Raw genomic sequence first — 16,059 nt, forward strand, 5'->3', positions numbered from 1 at the left:
GGAGTAACGTCCCCGGTCGTGCCTTGGGGCGGCGGGAGTGATATCTCCGGCCGTGGCAATCAGTAGTGGTGAGGGTGACGTGCCCGGCCCTGCCCCGGGCTGGGCGGGTGACGTGCCCGGTCGTGCCTTGGGCCGGGTGGGAATGACGTCTCCGGTCGTGGCGATGGGTGGTGGGGTGACGCGCCCGGGCGTGCCCCGAGGCGGCGGGAGTGACGTCTCCCGGTTGTGGTGATGGAACCAGGGGGCGGGCGGCGCTTGGCCGGTAGGAATGGCGTGCTCGGGTGTGGTGGTACCCCTGGGCGTCCCACTGGACTGGTGGGAGCGGCGTTCCCGGTCGGGGGCTAGGTCGGCGGGAGTGACGCGGGCAGTTCGATGTGCGCTCTGCTCACCGACGTGCTCTTCGCCAGAACCTGCAGCAGGTCGCGGCGCACGCGCTCGCACCGCGTCCGCATCGCGTCTTGGACGCCGTCCGCGTCCCGCTCGCGCAGTCGCTCGAAGACCGCTCCCAGCTCTCCGGGCGGGCTCGCGATGCCGGGATCGATCAGCGCGGCCATCCGCAGCACCCGCTCGAGTTCGTCGAGCACGTCGACGATCGTCTTGCCGAGACGAGGGTTGCCGCAGAAGTTGGCGATGATGGCCTCGAACTCGATCCCGGCCCGCAGCGATTCCTCCTGCTCCACCTCGCCCGCCGCGAGCGCGAACGGCACCAGGGACAGCACTTCGAGCCGTTCGAGCGCCGGTTCCGTGACGCCGAGGCGCGCCGCGGCGGCGGCCGCCTCGCCAGACAGGAGCGTTCGCAGCGCGCAGAGCGCGTCGGTGTCCTCGAGCGTGATCGGGCTGACGATGTAGCCCGCGCGCGGAAGCGCGGTCACGAGCCCGTCGCGCCTCAACCGCGCGAGCGCCTCGCGAACCGGAGTCTTGCTGATGCGCCATTGCTCCGCGAGCGAAGTCTCGGTGAAGCTGCTGCCGGGCGGTAGCGTCAGGTCGATGATCTGACGCCTGATCGCCCGGTAGGCCTGGCTCGTGCGGTCGAGACCCGTCTCGTCCCTGCCGACCAGCAGCAGCGCGGGAATGTGCGGCGTTCCTGGGACCACGCCATGGATGTCGGACACCCGGCAAGCATACCAACTCCACGGGTTGATACAGCAGTCAACTTGCGTATGGAGGATGAGAGATATCTATCCTTGGCATTGATATCTCAATATGCCATGCTCGCTCCATGCAGCGATGCACCTCGAAATCCTGGGCCCTTCCCCCTGAGAGCGGCTTCCCGCAGCTGGGCGCGATGAGCACGCTCGCCCGCGCCGCGCGGAGCGCGCGTGACGGCGTGCGGATCCTTCCACTCGTCGGGGCCCCGGTCCTTCCCATGCCCGAGCATGTGCGGCGGGCGGTCGCGGAGGCGATGAACCGGCCCGATCCGCGCGACACCCGCGGCCTCCCGGAACTCCGCGCCGCGATCAGCGCCGAACTGGCGCGCGAGCACGGCCTCCGCGTCGATCCCGAGCGCCGCCTGCTGATCACACACGGCGCGATGCAGGGGCTCTCCCTGGTGCTCCGCACGGTGCTCGCGCCAGGCGACGAGGTGATCGTGCCGACGCCCACGTACTTCTTCGACGGCGCCGTCCGCGAAGCCGGTGCGAGACCCGTCCGCGTCCCGTCCCGCGAGCGCGACGGCTGGGCGCTCGACCTCGCCGGTATGGAGGCCGCCGTCACGCCTCGCAGCCGTGCCATCCTCCTGTGCAACCCGACCAACCCGACGGGCTACCTTCCCGACGCCGCGACCGTCGAGGCCGTGGTCGACATCGCCGCGCGCCACGGGCTGCTCGTCATCTCCGACGACTCATGGCAGCACTTCACGTTCGATGGCCGCCGATACCACCCGGTGGAGGCGTTCGCCGATCGCTGGCCCCATCTGGTCACCGTCACCAGCCTCAGCAAGTACTACGCGCTCGCGAGCTGGCGCCTCGGCTACGTCCTGGCACCTCCGTCGATCGTCGACGCGCTCCACCGTCGCTTCGAGTGGGAGGCGGTGTGCTGCGGAGTGGTCCCGCAGCGGGCCGCGGTCGCCACCTTGACCGGGCCCCGCGACTGGCTGGACCAGGCGCTCTCCACATACCAGGCGAAGCGCGACCTCGTCTGCGACGGCATCGCCGCGAGCGGGCTCGCCCGGCCCGCGCGACCCGCCGGCGGCGCCTTCCTGCTCGTCGACTGCTCCCGCCTCGGCGACACACCGGCCGCCATCGACCGCGCACTCCTGCGCAACGGCATAGCGACGGTGCGCGGCGCCGACATGCACGCGCCCGGCACACACGTCCGCCTCACGTTCGGCTCGGACGAGCAAACCCTCAACGAACTGATCCGCGGCCTCGCACGAGCCTGCCAGGAGTCCTAGACGCCCTGTACCGGACGATCCCGCACCGCCACACACGCATCGCGGGCCGTTCCTGACGACACCGCCGCCGCCCCTGCCGACGGTCACCCGGGAGGACAGGCGGACTGATTGGCTGCTCGCCGTGCTGGTGCTCGTCGCCGCGGTCGCGCTGCTGTTCACGGCGCGCTACCCCTTAGCGGCCCGGGCGAGGTCGGGCCGGTCCCTGATCCGGCTCATGCCGCAGGGTGCGGTTAGGGTGGAGGGTGCGGTTCGGGCAGTGGTCGGATAGCCGGGCGGGGACGGTTCCATCCGCCTGCCCGACACGCGCTGGCACGAGATGCGCCAATTCCGCGACAGGGCACGTCCACCTATGGAGTGCCCTCAACGAACCGGCCGAGACCTCGTCGGTCGGCGTCGACATCGCCGAGGACACCCTCCCTGTACCGTGCGGCATGCGGCCGCCGCCTGCGAACTGATTGGACTGGACCCGCTGCACGTCGCCAATAAAGGCCCTGGCCGTTTCCATCGCGTCGACCGCGGCGCCGAGCCGTCCTGCGGGCGATGCGCGGCGCCCTGAAGATGCCTAGGCCCGCGCGATCGGCAGGGGCACCGACGAGCACCCCGGCCGCGTCCACTTGCGCACGCCGGTCGGCGGCGTCCGCGTCGTCTTCATGCTCGTAGGTGAGCAAGTGGACACTCCGACGCCGTCCTTGATCACCGCGTTCGCGCCCGGCCACATCGATCGTGACCGTGAGCTGGTCGTGGGCCTGGAGACCGGCACCGAGGTCACGGCCACCGGGCAGCGGGTCCGCGCGATCGAGCGCCGCCGCCGCCGTTCCGGTTACGGCGCTTCGTCGCTCCACCCTGACTCGTCCTGCTGTGCGTCCGGGGCGGCGGCGTCGAGCGCCAAGTGATGGAGGTCGGTGAGCGGCGCGTCCAGCTTCGTGGACGCGGCGGACGGTCGGTCGATGGTCCGGGGATCCGAGAGCGCCTTCGCCGGCAGGTGAAGGTCGAGATCCGCCTCCCGCGACCGGTTGGTGATCGGGTGGACCCTCGGCTCCCGTCACTGATCCCGAAACGGCCGAAATTGGCGTGAACTCGACCCTCCTATCGGTCGTAACTCTGGGCGAGTCGATCGCTTCCACATATGGGGAGGGTGTGTCGGATGACCTGCGAAGGGCGCGGCGGGATTCTTCGCCGCACGAAACGGTATTGCGTCGCCGTGCTGATCTTCGGATTGGCCGTGGGCTGTTCCTCTGATCACGGTTCGCGGGCGCAGGCGGGTCCGCCCGCCGGTGCGCCCGCCGACATCGAGGGACTGGCCTCCAAGATCGGCTGCACGCAGATCACCGGAAAGCGCAATGTCAGGGATCTGCGCCAGGGCACCTGCAGGACATCGCAGGGCCGCTACACCATGGTGACCTTCGGTACGGATCGCAACAGGGACGCCTGGCTGAGCGAGGCCACCAAATGGGGAGGCGCCTATCTGGTCGGCTCCCGTTTCGCCGTCGTGGGGACGCCGCAGTCGCTGGAATCCATCAAGGCGAAGGTCGGCGGCGAACTGAAAATGGGCGACGCGCACCACTGATCACGCCCAGTCTCAGGAAATCTAAGGAGAGTGGCTAATGCGAATCAACCACCTGTTGGTGATCGTGCCCGCAATGGCGTTCACGACCATCGTGACGGGGAACCATTCGGCGTCGGCGGCGCGGGGACCCGCCTTCGGGGCCATGACCGTCGGCGCCCACGAGCATGGTGATCGGGACGGCGGCCATCGGGGCAAGGCCGACGGCCGGAAGGGAAGGGACCGCGACGACGACGATCACGGCAAGGACGATGACGACCTCGGGCCGAAGCGGAACGATTTCGTCGACATCCGGGGCGTCCGTCCGGACTTCCGCCGGCCGAGGCTCCGCGACGGCGGCTCGGGCGGGACGTTCATCTCGCGATGCGGCAGGAACGAGAACGAGCACTACAACTCGGACAACTTCATCGCGGCGCCCGGAGTGCGGAACGGGGCCCAGCACCTTCACGACTATGTCGGCAACGAGTCCACCGACGGCGACTCCGACGACGAGAGCCTGAAGCGCGCGGACACCACGTGCGAAAACGGGGACAAGTCCACCTACTACTGGCCGGTCCTGCGGTTGCGGGGCCAGCGGGACGACACCCCGCAGGCACGGCAGAGCGAAAAGGACGGCAATGTGGGAAGGCCGCTCACACCGGCATCGGTGACACTGCGGTTCTCCGGGAACCCACGGGACGACGTCCGGGAGATGCCGCGCTTCCTGCGGATGATCACAGGGGACGCGAAGGCGAAGTCGGGCGATGGCGAGAAGGCGCGGGCCCAATGGACCTGCACCGGATTCGGCGACCGCCGGACCGAGAAGTACCCGCTCTGCCCGCCCGGCAGCCGGGTGGCCCGCGTCCTGGACTTCCCGAGTTGCTGGGACGGTGAGAACACCGACAGCGCCGACCACCGTTCCCACGTCGTCTTCCCAAAGCGTGACGGGAAGTGCGACGACGACTTCAAGCCCATCCCGCATCTGGAGTACTTGCTCACCTACGACATCCCGCGGAACCGGTTGTTCGCGCTGGACGGGTTTCCCAGCGAGAAGCACAGCCCGATCACCGATCACGGAGACTTCGTCAACGTGATGCCCGACGGTCTCATGCGCCGGGCCACCGACTGCATAAACAACGGCCAGAACTGCTCGTAACGAGGGGACCGCCGTTCACCGCGGGAGCCGGGTGCCGCTCCGGATCGATGAGATCCGTTGCGGCCCCGGCTCCGATGCGCGCGTGGCATACCGCTGAGGTCGGCGCGCTCCGGACCAGGGGCGTGTTCCGGATCAGGGGCGCATTCCGGACCGGGAAGGCTTCGGTCCTCTCCCAGCAGGCGGCCTGACGGGCCGACCGTCCGACCTGAAGAGGGCCGGGGCGTGGAGGAGCGATCCACGCCCCGGCCCTCTTCCTGTTCGAGGGGGCCGCTCAACCGAACGGCCCGCGCGCCCCCGGCAGAGGCTCAGGTTCCGCGAGCTCAGCTTCCGCCGGTCTGGCTGGGACGTGCGGCAGCGGCACGGGCCAGGGCCGGGCCCGACGGGAGCAGGTCGAGGAGGGCCGGCGGGACGGGGACCGGCCGTAGGCGCGCGTATCCGAGGGCGGAGAGGTCGTCGTCGCCGGGGACCGGGTGCTTCACACCGAGATCGGTGATCAGGTAGCGGACGCCGGTCCCGCTGCCCGGAGCCGGGAGCGACCGCACGAGCGCCCCGGTGCCCGACTTCACCAGGACGACCTGCGCCGTCCTCGGGCCGGGCTCGGTGACCGGCACGCCCCCGGCGGGGACTCCCGACCGGGGCATGACGACCTCGACGCTCGCGCCCCGGTCGGAGCCCGCACGGGCCGAGGCGCAGACGGGGCGGCCGAACCCACCCGCCTGCCGGACGGGCGGAGGCGTGCCGGGCAGGCCGCCGGAGAAGCCGGGGGCGCTGGACAGGAACCGGGCCGCGGCGGCCGACGGCAGGGGGACGGCCCGCACCGCCCCGCCGCCGTACGCGCCGGCCGTGGCGGGGTCGCCGAGCAGCAGGGCGGCGACGGTCTCGCTGACCTGGCGGAGCCCGTCGCCGAAGAGGACGAAGTACTGCTTCGCGGTCCCGGGGTTCTCGGTGGTGAAGACCTGGCCGATGCGGGTCGGACGATCACCGATGTCAGGCCCCGCGTCGCCCCGCCCGGGGACCGGAGGCGGCGCCACGTCCCCGCCCGCGGGCAGCAGGTTGATCCACTGGTCCGCGACGCGGTACGGAACGACGCCTCGGTATCCCAGGGAGAACGGCCCGGCGGCGGTGGCGAAGCGGTGCCTCCTGCCTCGCCAGAGCAGATACGCCTGGCCGGAGGACGCGCGGACGAGCAGGCCCTCGTCCGGGGCGGCGGCCGATCTCGGCGCGGCCACGTTCATCGTGATGACCACTTGGTCGCTGGTCCGGCCCGCAGGGTCGGTCAGGGCCGTGGTGCAGACCAGCCAGTCCCGTCCTCCCAGCGAGGCGGGCCGGGGGAGCGCGTCGGGCGCGCCCAGGATGCCGACCGGGAAGCCGCGGGGGGTGTTCCCGAGCGTGCCCTCGTGCACGGAGACGAGCTTGGCGTCCGGCCCGGCGATCAGCCGGCCGGAGGCGAGGTTCGCCACCGGGTGCAGTTGCCCGCCGAGGAAGACGTAGCGCGCGCCGCTCTCCTTCACCGAGACCAGCGCGCCCTCGGTCCGCCAGTCGGTGGATCCGCCCGGCCTGATCAGCCCGTAGACGCCGAACCCCGCGAGGAGCAGCATGCCGAGCACCGCGCCGACGACGGCGCCGGTGGTGACGCGCTTCATCGGCGCGTCCGGGACGTCGGGGTCGCCGCTGACGAGCGCCGCGTTGAGGCGTCCCACGGCGCACATGTGGGACTGGACCTGATCCCGCTTGTTCTGCATGGCCGTCAGTCCCCGAAGGCCCGCGCCCAGCCGTAGCCGTGCAGGACGGCGAGCATGAGCATGGGCAGGGCGATGGAGACGGCGGACTCGGCGAGGTCGGCGGCGCGTCCCCAGTAGGGCAGCAGCCGCTTGCCGGGCATCCGCTCGGCGCCGACGAGGAACAGGCCGGTGAGCGCGACCAGGAGGGTCAGGACCGCGCCGGCGGCCGCCGGACGGTCCCGGACCCAGTGCACGACGTACAGCGCCAGGCCGAAGCAGGCGGGCAGGATCACCGTCAGCCGCGCCCAGGCGCCGGACATGACGCGCGAACGGAGCATGAGGGCCGCGCAGATCGCCGGCAGCATGGCCGCGGTCTCCCAGCCGTCCTGCCGCGGCAGCAGCGTCATGCACGCGGCGGCGACCGTGCCGATCGCGGCGGACAACGCGATCATGTAGTGGTCGGCGACCGCGGCCCGGTCGAGCAGCGTGGAACTGGCGACCGGTTCGAGGTCCTGCTGGAGCTCCTCGGGGGTGCGGGGCAGGATCGGCAGCCGCATCCTGGCCAGCCGGAAGCCGGTGACGGGGACGACCGGCGCGAGCGTCAGCGCGACGGTCGCGACGACCGCCGCCGAGCGCGGCGCGTCCAGCCGGGTGGCGATCTCCAGGATCCCGCCCGCCGTGCCCGCGACGCCGACGCCGCCCGCCGCCAGGAACAGCGGGCCCGCCGCGCCGGTGCCGAGCATCGCGAGGAACGCGGCGCCCGCGACCGACGCGGACGCCGCGGCCAGGTGCGGCGCGCCGAGGCCGCCGCTCCCCGCCGGTTCGGCGAGCCGCACCGCCAGCGCGCCGGCCAGCGCCGCGTCGGGCAGGGCGGCGGCGCCGAGCAGCACCCCGGCCGCGGTGTCGGCGAACGCCCGCGACATGCCGGCCGCGGCGGCGAGCAGCGTGATCTCGATCAGCGCCGCGGCCGCCGCGCGCTCGGCGGCGGGCAGCGGCGCCGACAGCAGCACCGCCAGCGCGGTCGCCAGCGTGACGGCCACCAGCCCGAGGAACATCCACCGGGTGGTCGACTCGCGCCAGCGGGCCGGCCGCGAGCGCACCCCGGCCGACACGCCGTCGACGACGTCGTCGAACTCCAGGGCCGGCAGGCCCGCGTCCCGGGGACGGAGATACAGCGTGTCGCCGTCGAGCAGCCCCAGCGCCGCGGGGGTCCGGTCCTCGTCGAGCGGCTCCTCGCCGAGCCGTTGCAGCACCCACCCGGAGTGGTCGAGCCCCTCCTCGGCCGCGTGGTCGCCGGCCTGCTGCACCAGGACGGGCAGCAGGTCGGCGACCGGGACGTCCGACGGCACCGCGACCTCGATCCATCCCGTCGGCGCGACCACGGTCACCCGGCAGGTCTCGCTCGTCATGTTCGCCACGCGCCTCCTCCTTCCTTGGAAAAAAGACTTCTTCGCGCGACCGGCCGAACCGCCGCGGGTCACCGGTCGTAACTCCGACCAGCCCGACCCGGTCGCGTCTCCGAACCGACCTACGAGAGGTTCGGGACGCCAGTTCACGCAGGGGAGTGACGATGGGCACGCGCACGGTTCGGCGGCCGCCGCAGCGGTCCGGTCCCGAGATGCCCGAGGGCGAGATCGTGCTCCAGGAGCCGCCCGCGATCCCGGAGGCGCAGGGCGGCGGCTGGATCGGGGCCGTGACGTACCTGCCGATGGCGCTCGCGTCCGGCGCGATGATGCTGGTCTTCGTCGGCCCGGGCGGCGCGGTGATGGGCTATCTCAGCGCCGGTCTGATGGCGGTCGCCGGCCTCGGCATGCTCGTCGGGATGGCGCTGCGCAACTCCGGCGACCGCAAGCGGAAGATGAACGGCGAGCGGCGCGACTACCTGCGCTACCTCTCACAGGTCAGGCGCCAGGTCCGCCGGCACGCCGAGCAGCAGATCAGGGCCGTGCACTGGCGGCACCCGCCGCCGCGGTCGCTGTGGTCGGCGGCGCTGTCGACCCGGCTGTGGGAGCGGCGGCCCACCGACGACGACTTCGGCGAGGCGCGGATCGGCGTCGGCGAGCAGCGCCTGGCGGTGCGGCTGCGCCCCCCGCAGAGCAAGCCGGTGGAGGACCTGGAGCCGCTGTGCGCGAGCGCGCTGCGCCGGCTCATCCGCGCCTACACCGCGCTGCCGGACCTCCCGACCGCCGTCTACCTGCGGGCCTTCGCCCGGCTGCTGTTCCGCGGCGACGCCGAGGCCGTCCGCGGCCTGGTCCGGGCGATGCTGGCGCAGCTCGTCGTCTTCCACTCGCCCGAGGACCTGAGGCTCGCGGTGTGCGTCCGCGCGGACCGGCGGGACGAGTGGGACTGGGTCAAGTGGCTGCCGCACGCGCACCACCCGGAGGCCGCCGACGCCGCGGGACCGGTGCGGCTGGTCACCGACGGCTACGCCGAGCTGGAACGGCTGCTGGGCGACGGCCTCGCCGACCGGCCCAAGTTCGACCCGGCCGCCCGGCCCGCCGCGGACGAGCCGTTCACGGTCATCGTCCTGGACGGGGTGGCGCCGCCGCCGGGGGCGCGCATCGGCGACACCGGGTTCCGGAACGTGCTGGTGCTGGACCTGTCCGGCGCGCTGCCGTGGAAGGCCGACCGGGTGACGCTGCGCCTGGAGGTCACCGGCGAGCGGGTCGAGTCGGTCGGCGCGGACCGGGTCGGGCGCGACGTCCCGGCGCCGGTGGGACGGCCGGACGCGCTCAGCCTCGTCCGGGCGCGGAGCCTGGCCAAGGTGCTCGCGCCCCGCAGGCTCGGTCGGGGCGCGGCGGCCGACGATCCGCTGGCCGCGGACCTGGACCTGCACGCGCTGCTCGGCATCGCCGACCCGCGCGGCTTCGAGCCCGCGACGATCTGGGCGGGCCGTTCGCCGTGGGACCGGCTGCGGGTCCCGATCGGCGTCGCGCAGGACGGTTCCCCCATCGAGCTGGACATCAAGGAGTCGGCGCAGGGCGGCATGGGCCCGCACGGCATGCTGATCGGCGCGACCGGGTCGGGCAAGAGCGAGCTGCTGCGCACCCTCGTGCTGGCGCTGGCGGCCACCCACTCGTCCGAGACGCTCAACTTCGTGCTCGTCGACTTCAAGGGCGGCGCGACCTTCCTCGGCCTGGACGAGCTCCCGCACACCTCGGCCGTCATCACCAACCTCGCCGACGAGCTGCCGCTGGTCGACCGGATGCAGGACGCGCTGCAGGGCGAACTGGTCCGGCGGCAGGAACTGCTGCGCCGCACCGGGCACGCGTCCCTGCTCGACTACGAGAAGGCGCGCGTGGGCGGCGCCGCCCTGGCCGCGCTGCCGACCCTGTTCGTGGTGGTGGACGAGTTCAGCGAGATGCTGTCCTCGCGCCGGGAGATGATGGACCTCTTCATCATGATCGGGCGGCTGGGCCGGAGCCTCGGCGTCCATCTGCTGCTGGCCTCGCAGCGGCTGGACGAGGGCCGCATCCATCAGCTGGAGAGCCACCTGTCGTACCGGATCGGGCTGCGCACCTTCTCCGTGGCCGAGAGCCGCAGCGTGCTCGGCGTGCCCGACGCCTACGAACTGCCGTCCTCGCCGGGCAACGGGTACCTCAAGGCCGGCACCGAGGGGCTGACCCGGTTCAAGGCCGCGTACGTCTCGGGTTCCTTCCACGGGGGCGACCGGGTCAGGCACGAGGCGGCCGTGGTGCGGCGGCAGGTCGTGCCCTACGGCACCGTCTACGTCGAATCCCCTGAGACCCCCGAACCTCCCGAGGCCGAAGAGCCGGAGGAGGCGCCCGGGGAGAGGCAGGCCGAGGCCGGGAGGACGACCCTCATGCGGGTGATGCTCGACCGGCTCAAGGACGCCGGGCCCCCGGCCCACCAGGTGTGGCTGCCGCCGCTGGCCGAGCCCCCGACCCTCGACGAGGTGCTGCCCTCGCTGGAGCCCGACCCCGATCGCGGGCTGACCACCGTGGGCTGGCCCGGCCGGGGACGGCTCACCGTTCCCCTCGGCATCGTCGACAAGCCGTTCGACGGCGTGCGCGACCTGCTGGTCGCCGACCTGGCGGGGGGCGAGGGCCACGTCGGGATCGTCGGCGCCCCGCAGAGCGGCAAGAGCACCCTCATCCGCACGCTGGCGCTGAGCCTGGCGCTCACCCACACCCCGGAGGAGGTGCAGTTCTACGTGCTGGACTTCGGCGGCGGCGCGCTCACCTCCCTCACCGGCCTGCCGCACGTGGGGACGATCGCCTCCCGGTCGGACCGCGACCGGGTGGTCCGCACCGTCGCGGAGATGGCCGCCCTGCTCGCCGCCCGCGAGCAGGCGTTCACCCGGCACGGCGTGGAGTCGATGGAGGACTTCCGCCGCCGCGGGAACGAGCCGTGGGCGTCCGCCGACCCGTTCGGCGACGTCTTCCTGATCATCGACGGCTGGTTCAGCGTGCGCCAGGAGTACGAGGAGATCGAGAGCGTCGTCTCCGACCTCGCCAACCGGGGCCTGTCCTACGGGATCCACCTCGTCGTGTCCGCCACCCGCTGGTCGGAGATCCGGCCGTGGCTGCGCGACCTGCTGGCCAGCCGCTTCGAGCTGCACCTGGGCGACCCGATCGAGTCCGAGGTGAACGCGAGGGCGGCGGGCCGGGTGCCCGCCGAGCCCGGCCGCGGCCTCACCCGCGACGGCATGCAGTTCCTGGCGGCCGTGCCCCGCCTCGACGGCGCCCGCTCCGGCGAGGACCTCGGCGACGCCCTGCGCGCGGCGGTCCGGGCCGTCGCCGACGAATGGACCGGGCCGGTCGCGCCCGCCGTCCGGATGCTGCCGGACGAGGTCACCGCGGACTCCCTCCCCGCGCCCGACGGCGACCTGCGCGTCGCCATCGGCATTGACCAGGCCGCACTGTCGCCGGTGCACCACGACTTCGGGCAGCAGCCGCACCTGATGGTGTGGGGCGATTCGGAGAGCGGCAAGACCAACGTCCTGCGGCTCGTCGCCCGCGCCGTCGACCGGCGCTTCGGCGTGGACGAGGCCCGCGTCATGCTGGCCGACTTCCGGCGGGGCCTGTACGACGTGGTGCCGGCGGAGCGCAAGCTCGGATACGCCGTGTCCGGCATGGCGCTGGAGAAGAACGTCGAGGACGTCGTCGGCTCGCTGCGCCAGCGGGTCCCCGGCGCCGACGTCAGCCCCGAGCGGCTCGCGCGCCGCGACTGGTGGCACGGCCCGCGGCTCTACCTTCTCGTGGACGACTACGACCTGGTCGGCAGCGGTTTCGACAGCCCGCTCAAGCCGCTGCTCGACCTGCTGCCGCTGGGCGCCGAGATCGGCCTGCACCTGGTCGTCGCCCGGTCCACGGCGAACGCGGTCCGCGGCATGATGGACCCGCTGATGCGCCGCCTCTGGGAGATCAACACCCCGGCGCTGCTGCTGTCCTGCCCGCGCGACGAAGGCGCCTTCCTCGGCGACGTGAAGCCGCAGCTCCTCCCGCCGGGCCGCGCGCAGTACGTCACCCGCCGCCGTGGCGTCTCGATAGTCCAGACGGGCCTCGTCGCCGGGTGAGTTCACCCATTGCTAACCGGCCGTACTCACCCGCGGCGACCGGTCCCGTCGTGCATGGGGCGAGAGTCCGATGAAGGAGGACCCATGCAGCCCCCGTCCCACTTTCCCGGCGACGAACTCGACCGGAGGATCGTCGCGCATCTGCTCGACCACTCGCGCGCCACGTTCTCCGATATCGGAGCCGATGTCGGCCTTTCGGCCTCGGCGGTGAAACGGCGTGTCGACCGATTGCGCGACCGGGGAGTGATCCGCGGCTTCACCGCGATGGTGGATCGCGGCCACGGAAGTCCGCGGACCGAGGCCTACGTGGAGCTCTACTGCGCGGAGCGGACCTCCCGCGCGGACATCCGCTGCGCCATGGAGCGTCATCCGGAGGTCGCCGAGATCTGCGTCGTCGCCGGAGCGCCGAGCGCCGTGGTCCGGCTCTGCGCCGACGACCTCGAACACCTCGAGAGGACGCTGGAACGCATCCGGCTCGAACCCGACGTCCTGCGGACCCGCAGCGTCATCGTTCTGTCGCGGCTCATCGAGCGGCACACGCGAAGGGACCGCACGCGGGCGGACGCTCCCCAGGCGGGTGCGAAGCGGTGAGCGTCCGGACTTGAAAGTGAACCGGCCCATGAATTGCCCGTATTCCACTACGAGACCTGAAGTCCGCGCCCTTTGCCGCGGGCTCGTCCTGTCCGGTTCACTCAGCCTGCCAGTTCGGGAGAGCGGAAATGTCCGTTAGCGAGGAACAGATTCGTCCGGCGGAATCGGGGGACGGCACCGAATGGCGCCGTTCGGCCGCCTGCCGCGATGTCGATCCCGAGGTCTTCTTTCCCGACGCCGCCTCCGGTTCCGCGCCCGACCCGGTGTCCGACCCGGTGTCCGACGGCAAGCGCCGGATAGCCCAGGCCAAGGCCGTCTGCGCTGGATGCCCCGTGCAGCAGGAGTGCCGCCGAGAAGCGGTCGAACGTCGCGAACCCGTCGGGATATGGGGCGGGACGACACCCCAACAGCGCGCGGCCCTCCGCCGCAAGCAGCGCCGTTCGAAGGCCGGGCAGGCGGCCCGGCGGACGGGGGACCGGGAGGCCGTCCTGCTCGGGGACCGGATCCACCGGGCCGAGCGGAGCGGCGCGCGATCGCCCGCGGACGAGCCGGCCGCCTGCGCCCGCCCGCCGTCCAGCGGGGCCCGGTGAACGGACGATGACCACGACGGCCGGGCGAAGCGACCGGGCGGCCGGTCTCCCCGCGGGGTGGGCGGCCGATCCGATCCAGGCGGGGTTCCTGCTCTATGACAGGCCGCCCTCTCCGGAACTGCGGGACGAGATGTCGCGGATCCCCGGCGACCCGTCGCGCCCGATCCTCGCCGTGCAAGGGTCCGGGTCCCGCGGGGCGGCGCTGGAGGCCGCGGCCGCCGCCCTCGCGGCCATGCCCGCCCTCGGCCGTCCGGAGCCGGGCGACGGGCCGCGTCCGGTGCGGCTGCTGCTCCCGGAACTGGCGCCGCGGCACGCCCAGCGGCTGGCCGAGCGCCACTCCCTCGACCTGATCGCCACGTCGGGCCTGCTCAAAGTCCATCCCGCACAGGTGGTCACCTGGGGTTTCAGCGAGAACAAGCCCGCCGCGTACTGGCAGTGGCACCGGTACGTCCCCGGCGGCCGGCCCCGGCCCGCCGGCGCGGTGTACCCGAGCCCCCGCTGGGACACCGCGCTGGCGGGCGCGGACACCGAGATCCCGCTGCGCGGCCTCGGCATGACCGCCGGCCGTATCGCCGCCGGCCTCACCGTGTACCAGGACGAGTCGTCCGCGGTCGGCTTTCTCCGGCGCGCGGCGGGCCTCCGGCCCGACCCGGAGCGGCCCACCGTCGCCATCGCGCCCACCGTGGCCGGATCGGCCGTGCCGGCCGTCCTGGAGTCGCTGCTCGGAACGCTGCCCGCGGCGGCGGCCCGCAGCCTGCGGGTCGCGTGGCCGGGGGCGATGTCGGGCGGGACGCGTCCCGGCCTGGCGGAGCTGTGCCGCCGGCACGGGGTCGAGATCGTCGCGCCCGACACGGCGCTCGTCCAGGACCCCGGGTCGGGCGCCCTCCTCGCGTGGGGCCCGCGGGGGCTCGGCAGGTGGCTCCGCATGTCGTCCGGGGGACACGTGGAGCCGCTCGGGCCGCTGCACCCCGCGCCTCGATGGCAGCCCCTCGCCCGCGCGACGTCGATCCGGTACTCCGGTGAGGCCGGCCTCGACGAGGTCCCCGCGGGCCTGCGGCTGCGCTGTTCGGACGACCCGGCGACCGCGCGCCTCACCGCCTCGGTGCCGCCCGACGAGGCGCGCGTGACGCTGTTCGCCGACGGGGACGCCGCCCGGGCGGGGGACCGGGCCGTCCTCGAACGCCTCCTCGACCAGCTCCCCGCCTCGCTGGCCCGGTCCTTCCGGCTCGTCATGCGCGGGGCCGCCGCCGGTGGGCCGCGGGCGTACGGCCAGTGGCTGGCCAACCGCTACGGCGCCCATGTCACCGTCGCCGACGGCGCACCCGGCGACCCGACGCGGTGGACGGACTTCCGCCTTGAGGAGAGCCCGGCCTTCCCGCCCGCACGCCTGCCCGCCCCCGCTTCCGACCATGAGCAGGCGTCCGAGCCCGCGCCGCTGATGGCCGTCCTCCCGCCGAGCCCGCGTCCGCAGGACGTCCTGGTCGCGGGCCGTCACCGAGAACGCGAAGCGCCCCCCGTCGCGGGCCGTCCCCGGGAACGCGAAGCGTCCCCCGTCGCGGGCCGTACTCGGGAACGCGAAGCGCCCCCCGCGCCCGTCGAAGCGCCGCCGCGTGTCGCCGTCCCGCCGCCGATGACCGCCCCGCCGGTCACACAGTCCCGGTCGCCGGATCCCGTGCCGCGGGCGCAGACCGCGCCGTCGCCGCCCGAGCGGGCGTCCGCGTCCGCGAGCGTGCCGGTGCGGGCCCTGTTCCCCCGGGGGCACCGCAGCACGGCGGAGGAGCGGCGGAGGTTCCGGGAGGGAGGCGGGACGCGGCGCGACACGCACCAGGCCGTCGTGAGCCGGTTGCTGACCGAGCGGCCGGCGCTGCGCGGGGCGCTGTCGCGGGAGCCCGCCGACGCGATCGCGACGGATCTGTCGGCCCTGCGCGCCTATCTGAGCGGTGACCTGCCGGATCTCGACGCCGCGCTGCGGTCGGGCGAGCCCGGCGGGCGCGCCGCCGAGGCCGCGTGCGTCATCTCGGCGCTGCGCCTCCTCGCGGCCGACCGGGGACCGGTCTTCCTGACCGCGGATCTCGGCGGGCCGCGGGCGGCGGGTTACGTGCCGGGGCAGGTGCTGGTGGAACCCGCGTTCGTCCGGGCCACCGGCAGGCCGCCCGCGCGCCGGGGCGACACGCTGTTCGCGGTGTGGTCGCGGACGGCGCGCCGGATCGGCCTGCTGGACGCCGGCGACGATCCGGGCGAGGTGCTCTTCGCGGCCGGGTCGCTGTTCGCCGTCCTCGCCGTGGACCAGGGCGCCCGTCGAGTGGTCTACCTCGACGAGCGGATCCGGGCGGACGCTCCGGCCGAACTCGCCCAGAGCGGCCCGGCGACGCTGGAGCGGCTCCGCGCGGCGGTGGCCGGACACCCCGAGCCGCCCGCGCCGGACGCGCCAGCGGCGGACGGATTCGCCCTCTGCCTCGACGACGCCGGGCGCCGTTTCACATCCGCCCGGATCAGCACCGACCAACATCCGTGACCCATCGAGAGG

11 protein-coding genes are annotated in these 16,059 nt (G+C 73.4%); 8 read left to right on the plus strand and 3 right to left on the minus strand.

The annotated features are described in order from the left end of the window. Window positions 1–341: 341 nt before the first annotated feature. Complete coding sequence (locus FXF68_RS39915; protein WP_148768023.1) at window positions 342–1,112, minus strand: GntR family transcriptional regulator; 771 nt, start codon at window positions 1,110–1,112, stop codon at window positions 342–344. Between the two features lie 107 nt (window positions 1,113–1,219). On the opposite strand from FXF68_RS39915, the gene FXF68_RS39920 reads away from it, so the two are divergent. From FXF68_RS39920 to FXF68_RS39935, 4 genes are all read left to right on the plus strand, one after another. Further along, window positions 1,220–2,392: a pyridoxal phosphate-dependent aminotransferase gene (locus FXF68_RS39920; RefSeq protein ID WP_148768024.1), complete on the plus strand. Its 1,173-nt coding sequence runs from the start codon at window positions 1,220–1,222 to the stop codon at window positions 2,390–2,392. Between the two features lie 668 nt (window positions 2,393–3,060). After that, window positions 3,061–3,285, plus strand: a complete 225-nt coding sequence (locus tag FXF68_RS39925; RefSeq protein WP_148768025.1) for a hypothetical protein — start codon at window positions 3,061–3,063, stop codon at window positions 3,283–3,285. A 251-nt stretch (window positions 3,286–3,536) separates the two neighbouring features. Continuing rightward, window positions 3,537–3,959, plus strand: a complete 423-nt coding sequence (locus FXF68_RS39930; RefSeq protein WP_148768026.1) for a hypothetical protein — start codon at window positions 3,537–3,539, stop codon at window positions 3,957–3,959. A 37-nt stretch (window positions 3,960–3,996) separates the two neighbouring features. Then, on the plus strand, window positions 3,997–5,091 hold the full coding sequence (locus FXF68_RS39935; protein WP_148768027.1) for a DUF1996 domain-containing protein: 1,095 nt from the start codon (window positions 3,997–3,999) through the stop codon (window positions 5,089–5,091). Between the two features lie 320 nt (window positions 5,092–5,411). Here FXF68_RS39935 and eccB read toward each other — a convergent pair whose 3' ends face one another. Together eccB and eccD are read right to left on the minus strand one after the other, a co-directional pair. After that, window positions 5,412–6,833 (minus strand): type VII secretion protein EccB, encoded by a 1,422-nt coding sequence (eccB, locus tag FXF68_RS39940; RefSeq protein ID WP_148768028.1) that lies wholly within the window; start codon window positions 6,831–6,833, stop codon window positions 5,412–5,414. Between the two features lie 5 nt (window positions 6,834–6,838). Further along, a complete protein-coding gene (eccD, locus tag FXF68_RS39945) occupies window positions 6,839–8,221 on the minus strand; it encodes a type VII secretion integral membrane protein EccD (RefSeq protein WP_246179207.1) in 1,383 nt (460 codons plus the stop codon). 161 nt (window positions 8,222–8,382) lie between these two features. On the opposite strand from eccD, the gene eccCa reads away from it, so the two are divergent. The 4 genes from eccCa (at window position 8,383) to FXF68_RS39965 (ending at window position 16,047) form a co-directional block, all read left to right on the plus strand. Beyond that, window positions 8,383–12,351: a type VII secretion protein EccCa gene (gene eccCa, locus FXF68_RS39950; RefSeq protein ID WP_222870324.1), complete on the plus strand. Its 3,969-nt coding sequence runs from the start codon at window positions 8,383–8,385 to the stop codon at window positions 12,349–12,351. 84 nt (window positions 12,352–12,435) lie between these two features. Further along, the gene (locus FXF68_RS39955; protein WP_148768030.1) at window positions 12,436–12,942 is read left to right on the plus strand and encodes an Lrp/AsnC family transcriptional regulator; all 507 of its coding nucleotides are present in this window, start codon (window positions 12,436–12,438) and stop codon (window positions 12,940–12,942) included. Window positions 12,943–13,070: 128 nt separating this feature from the next. Continuing rightward, complete coding sequence (locus tag FXF68_RS39960; protein ID WP_148768031.1) at window positions 13,071–13,532, plus strand: WhiB family transcriptional regulator; 462 nt, start codon at window positions 13,071–13,073, stop codon at window positions 13,530–13,532. Window positions 13,533–13,539: 7 nt separating this feature from the next. Further along, window positions 13,540–16,047, plus strand: coding sequence for a hypothetical protein (locus tag FXF68_RS39965; protein ID WP_148768032.1), 2,508 nt, complete (start codon window positions 13,540–13,542; stop codon window positions 16,045–16,047). The last annotated feature ends 12 nt before the right edge of the window (window positions 16,048–16,059 follow it).

Source organism: Actinomadura decatromicini, from assembly GCF_008121305.1.
Lineage (GTDB): Bacteria > Actinomycetota > Actinomycetes > Streptosporangiales > Streptosporangiaceae > Spirillospora > Spirillospora syzygii.

Bases quoted from the DNA above. Each gene is read 5' to 3' on its own strand.
- eccB (WP_148768028.1), bottom strand. From the start codon at position 6,833: ATGCAGAACAAGCGGGATCAGGTCCAGTCCCACATGTGCGCCGTGGGA.
- FXF68_RS39960 (WP_148768031.1), top strand. From the start codon at position 13,071: ATGTCCGTTAGCGAGGAACAGATTCGTCCGGCGGAATCGGGGGACGGC.
- FXF68_RS39920 (WP_148768024.1), top strand. From the start codon at position 1,220: ATGCAGCGATGCACCTCGAAATCCTGGGCCCTTCCCCCTGAGAGCGGC.
- FXF68_RS39930 (WP_148768026.1), top strand. From the start codon at position 3,537: ATGACCTGCGAAGGGCGCGGCGGGATTCTTCGCCGCACGAAACGGTAT.
- FXF68_RS39935 (WP_148768027.1), top strand. From the start codon at position 3,997: ATGCGAATCAACCACCTGTTGGTGATCGTGCCCGCAATGGCGTTCACG.
- FXF68_RS39955 (WP_148768030.1), top strand. From the start codon at position 12,436: ATGCAGCCCCCGTCCCACTTTCCCGGCGACGAACTCGACCGGAGGATC.
- eccD (WP_246179207.1), bottom strand. From the start codon at position 8,221: ATGACGAGCGAGACCTGCCGGGTGACCGTGGTCGCGCCGACGGGATGG.
- FXF68_RS39965 (WP_148768032.1), top strand. From the start codon at position 13,540: ATGACCACGACGGCCGGGCGAAGCGACCGGGCGGCCGGTCTCCCCGCG.
- eccCa (WP_222870324.1), top strand. From the start codon at position 8,383: ATGGGCACGCGCACGGTTCGGCGGCCGCCGCAGCGGTCCGGTCCCGAG.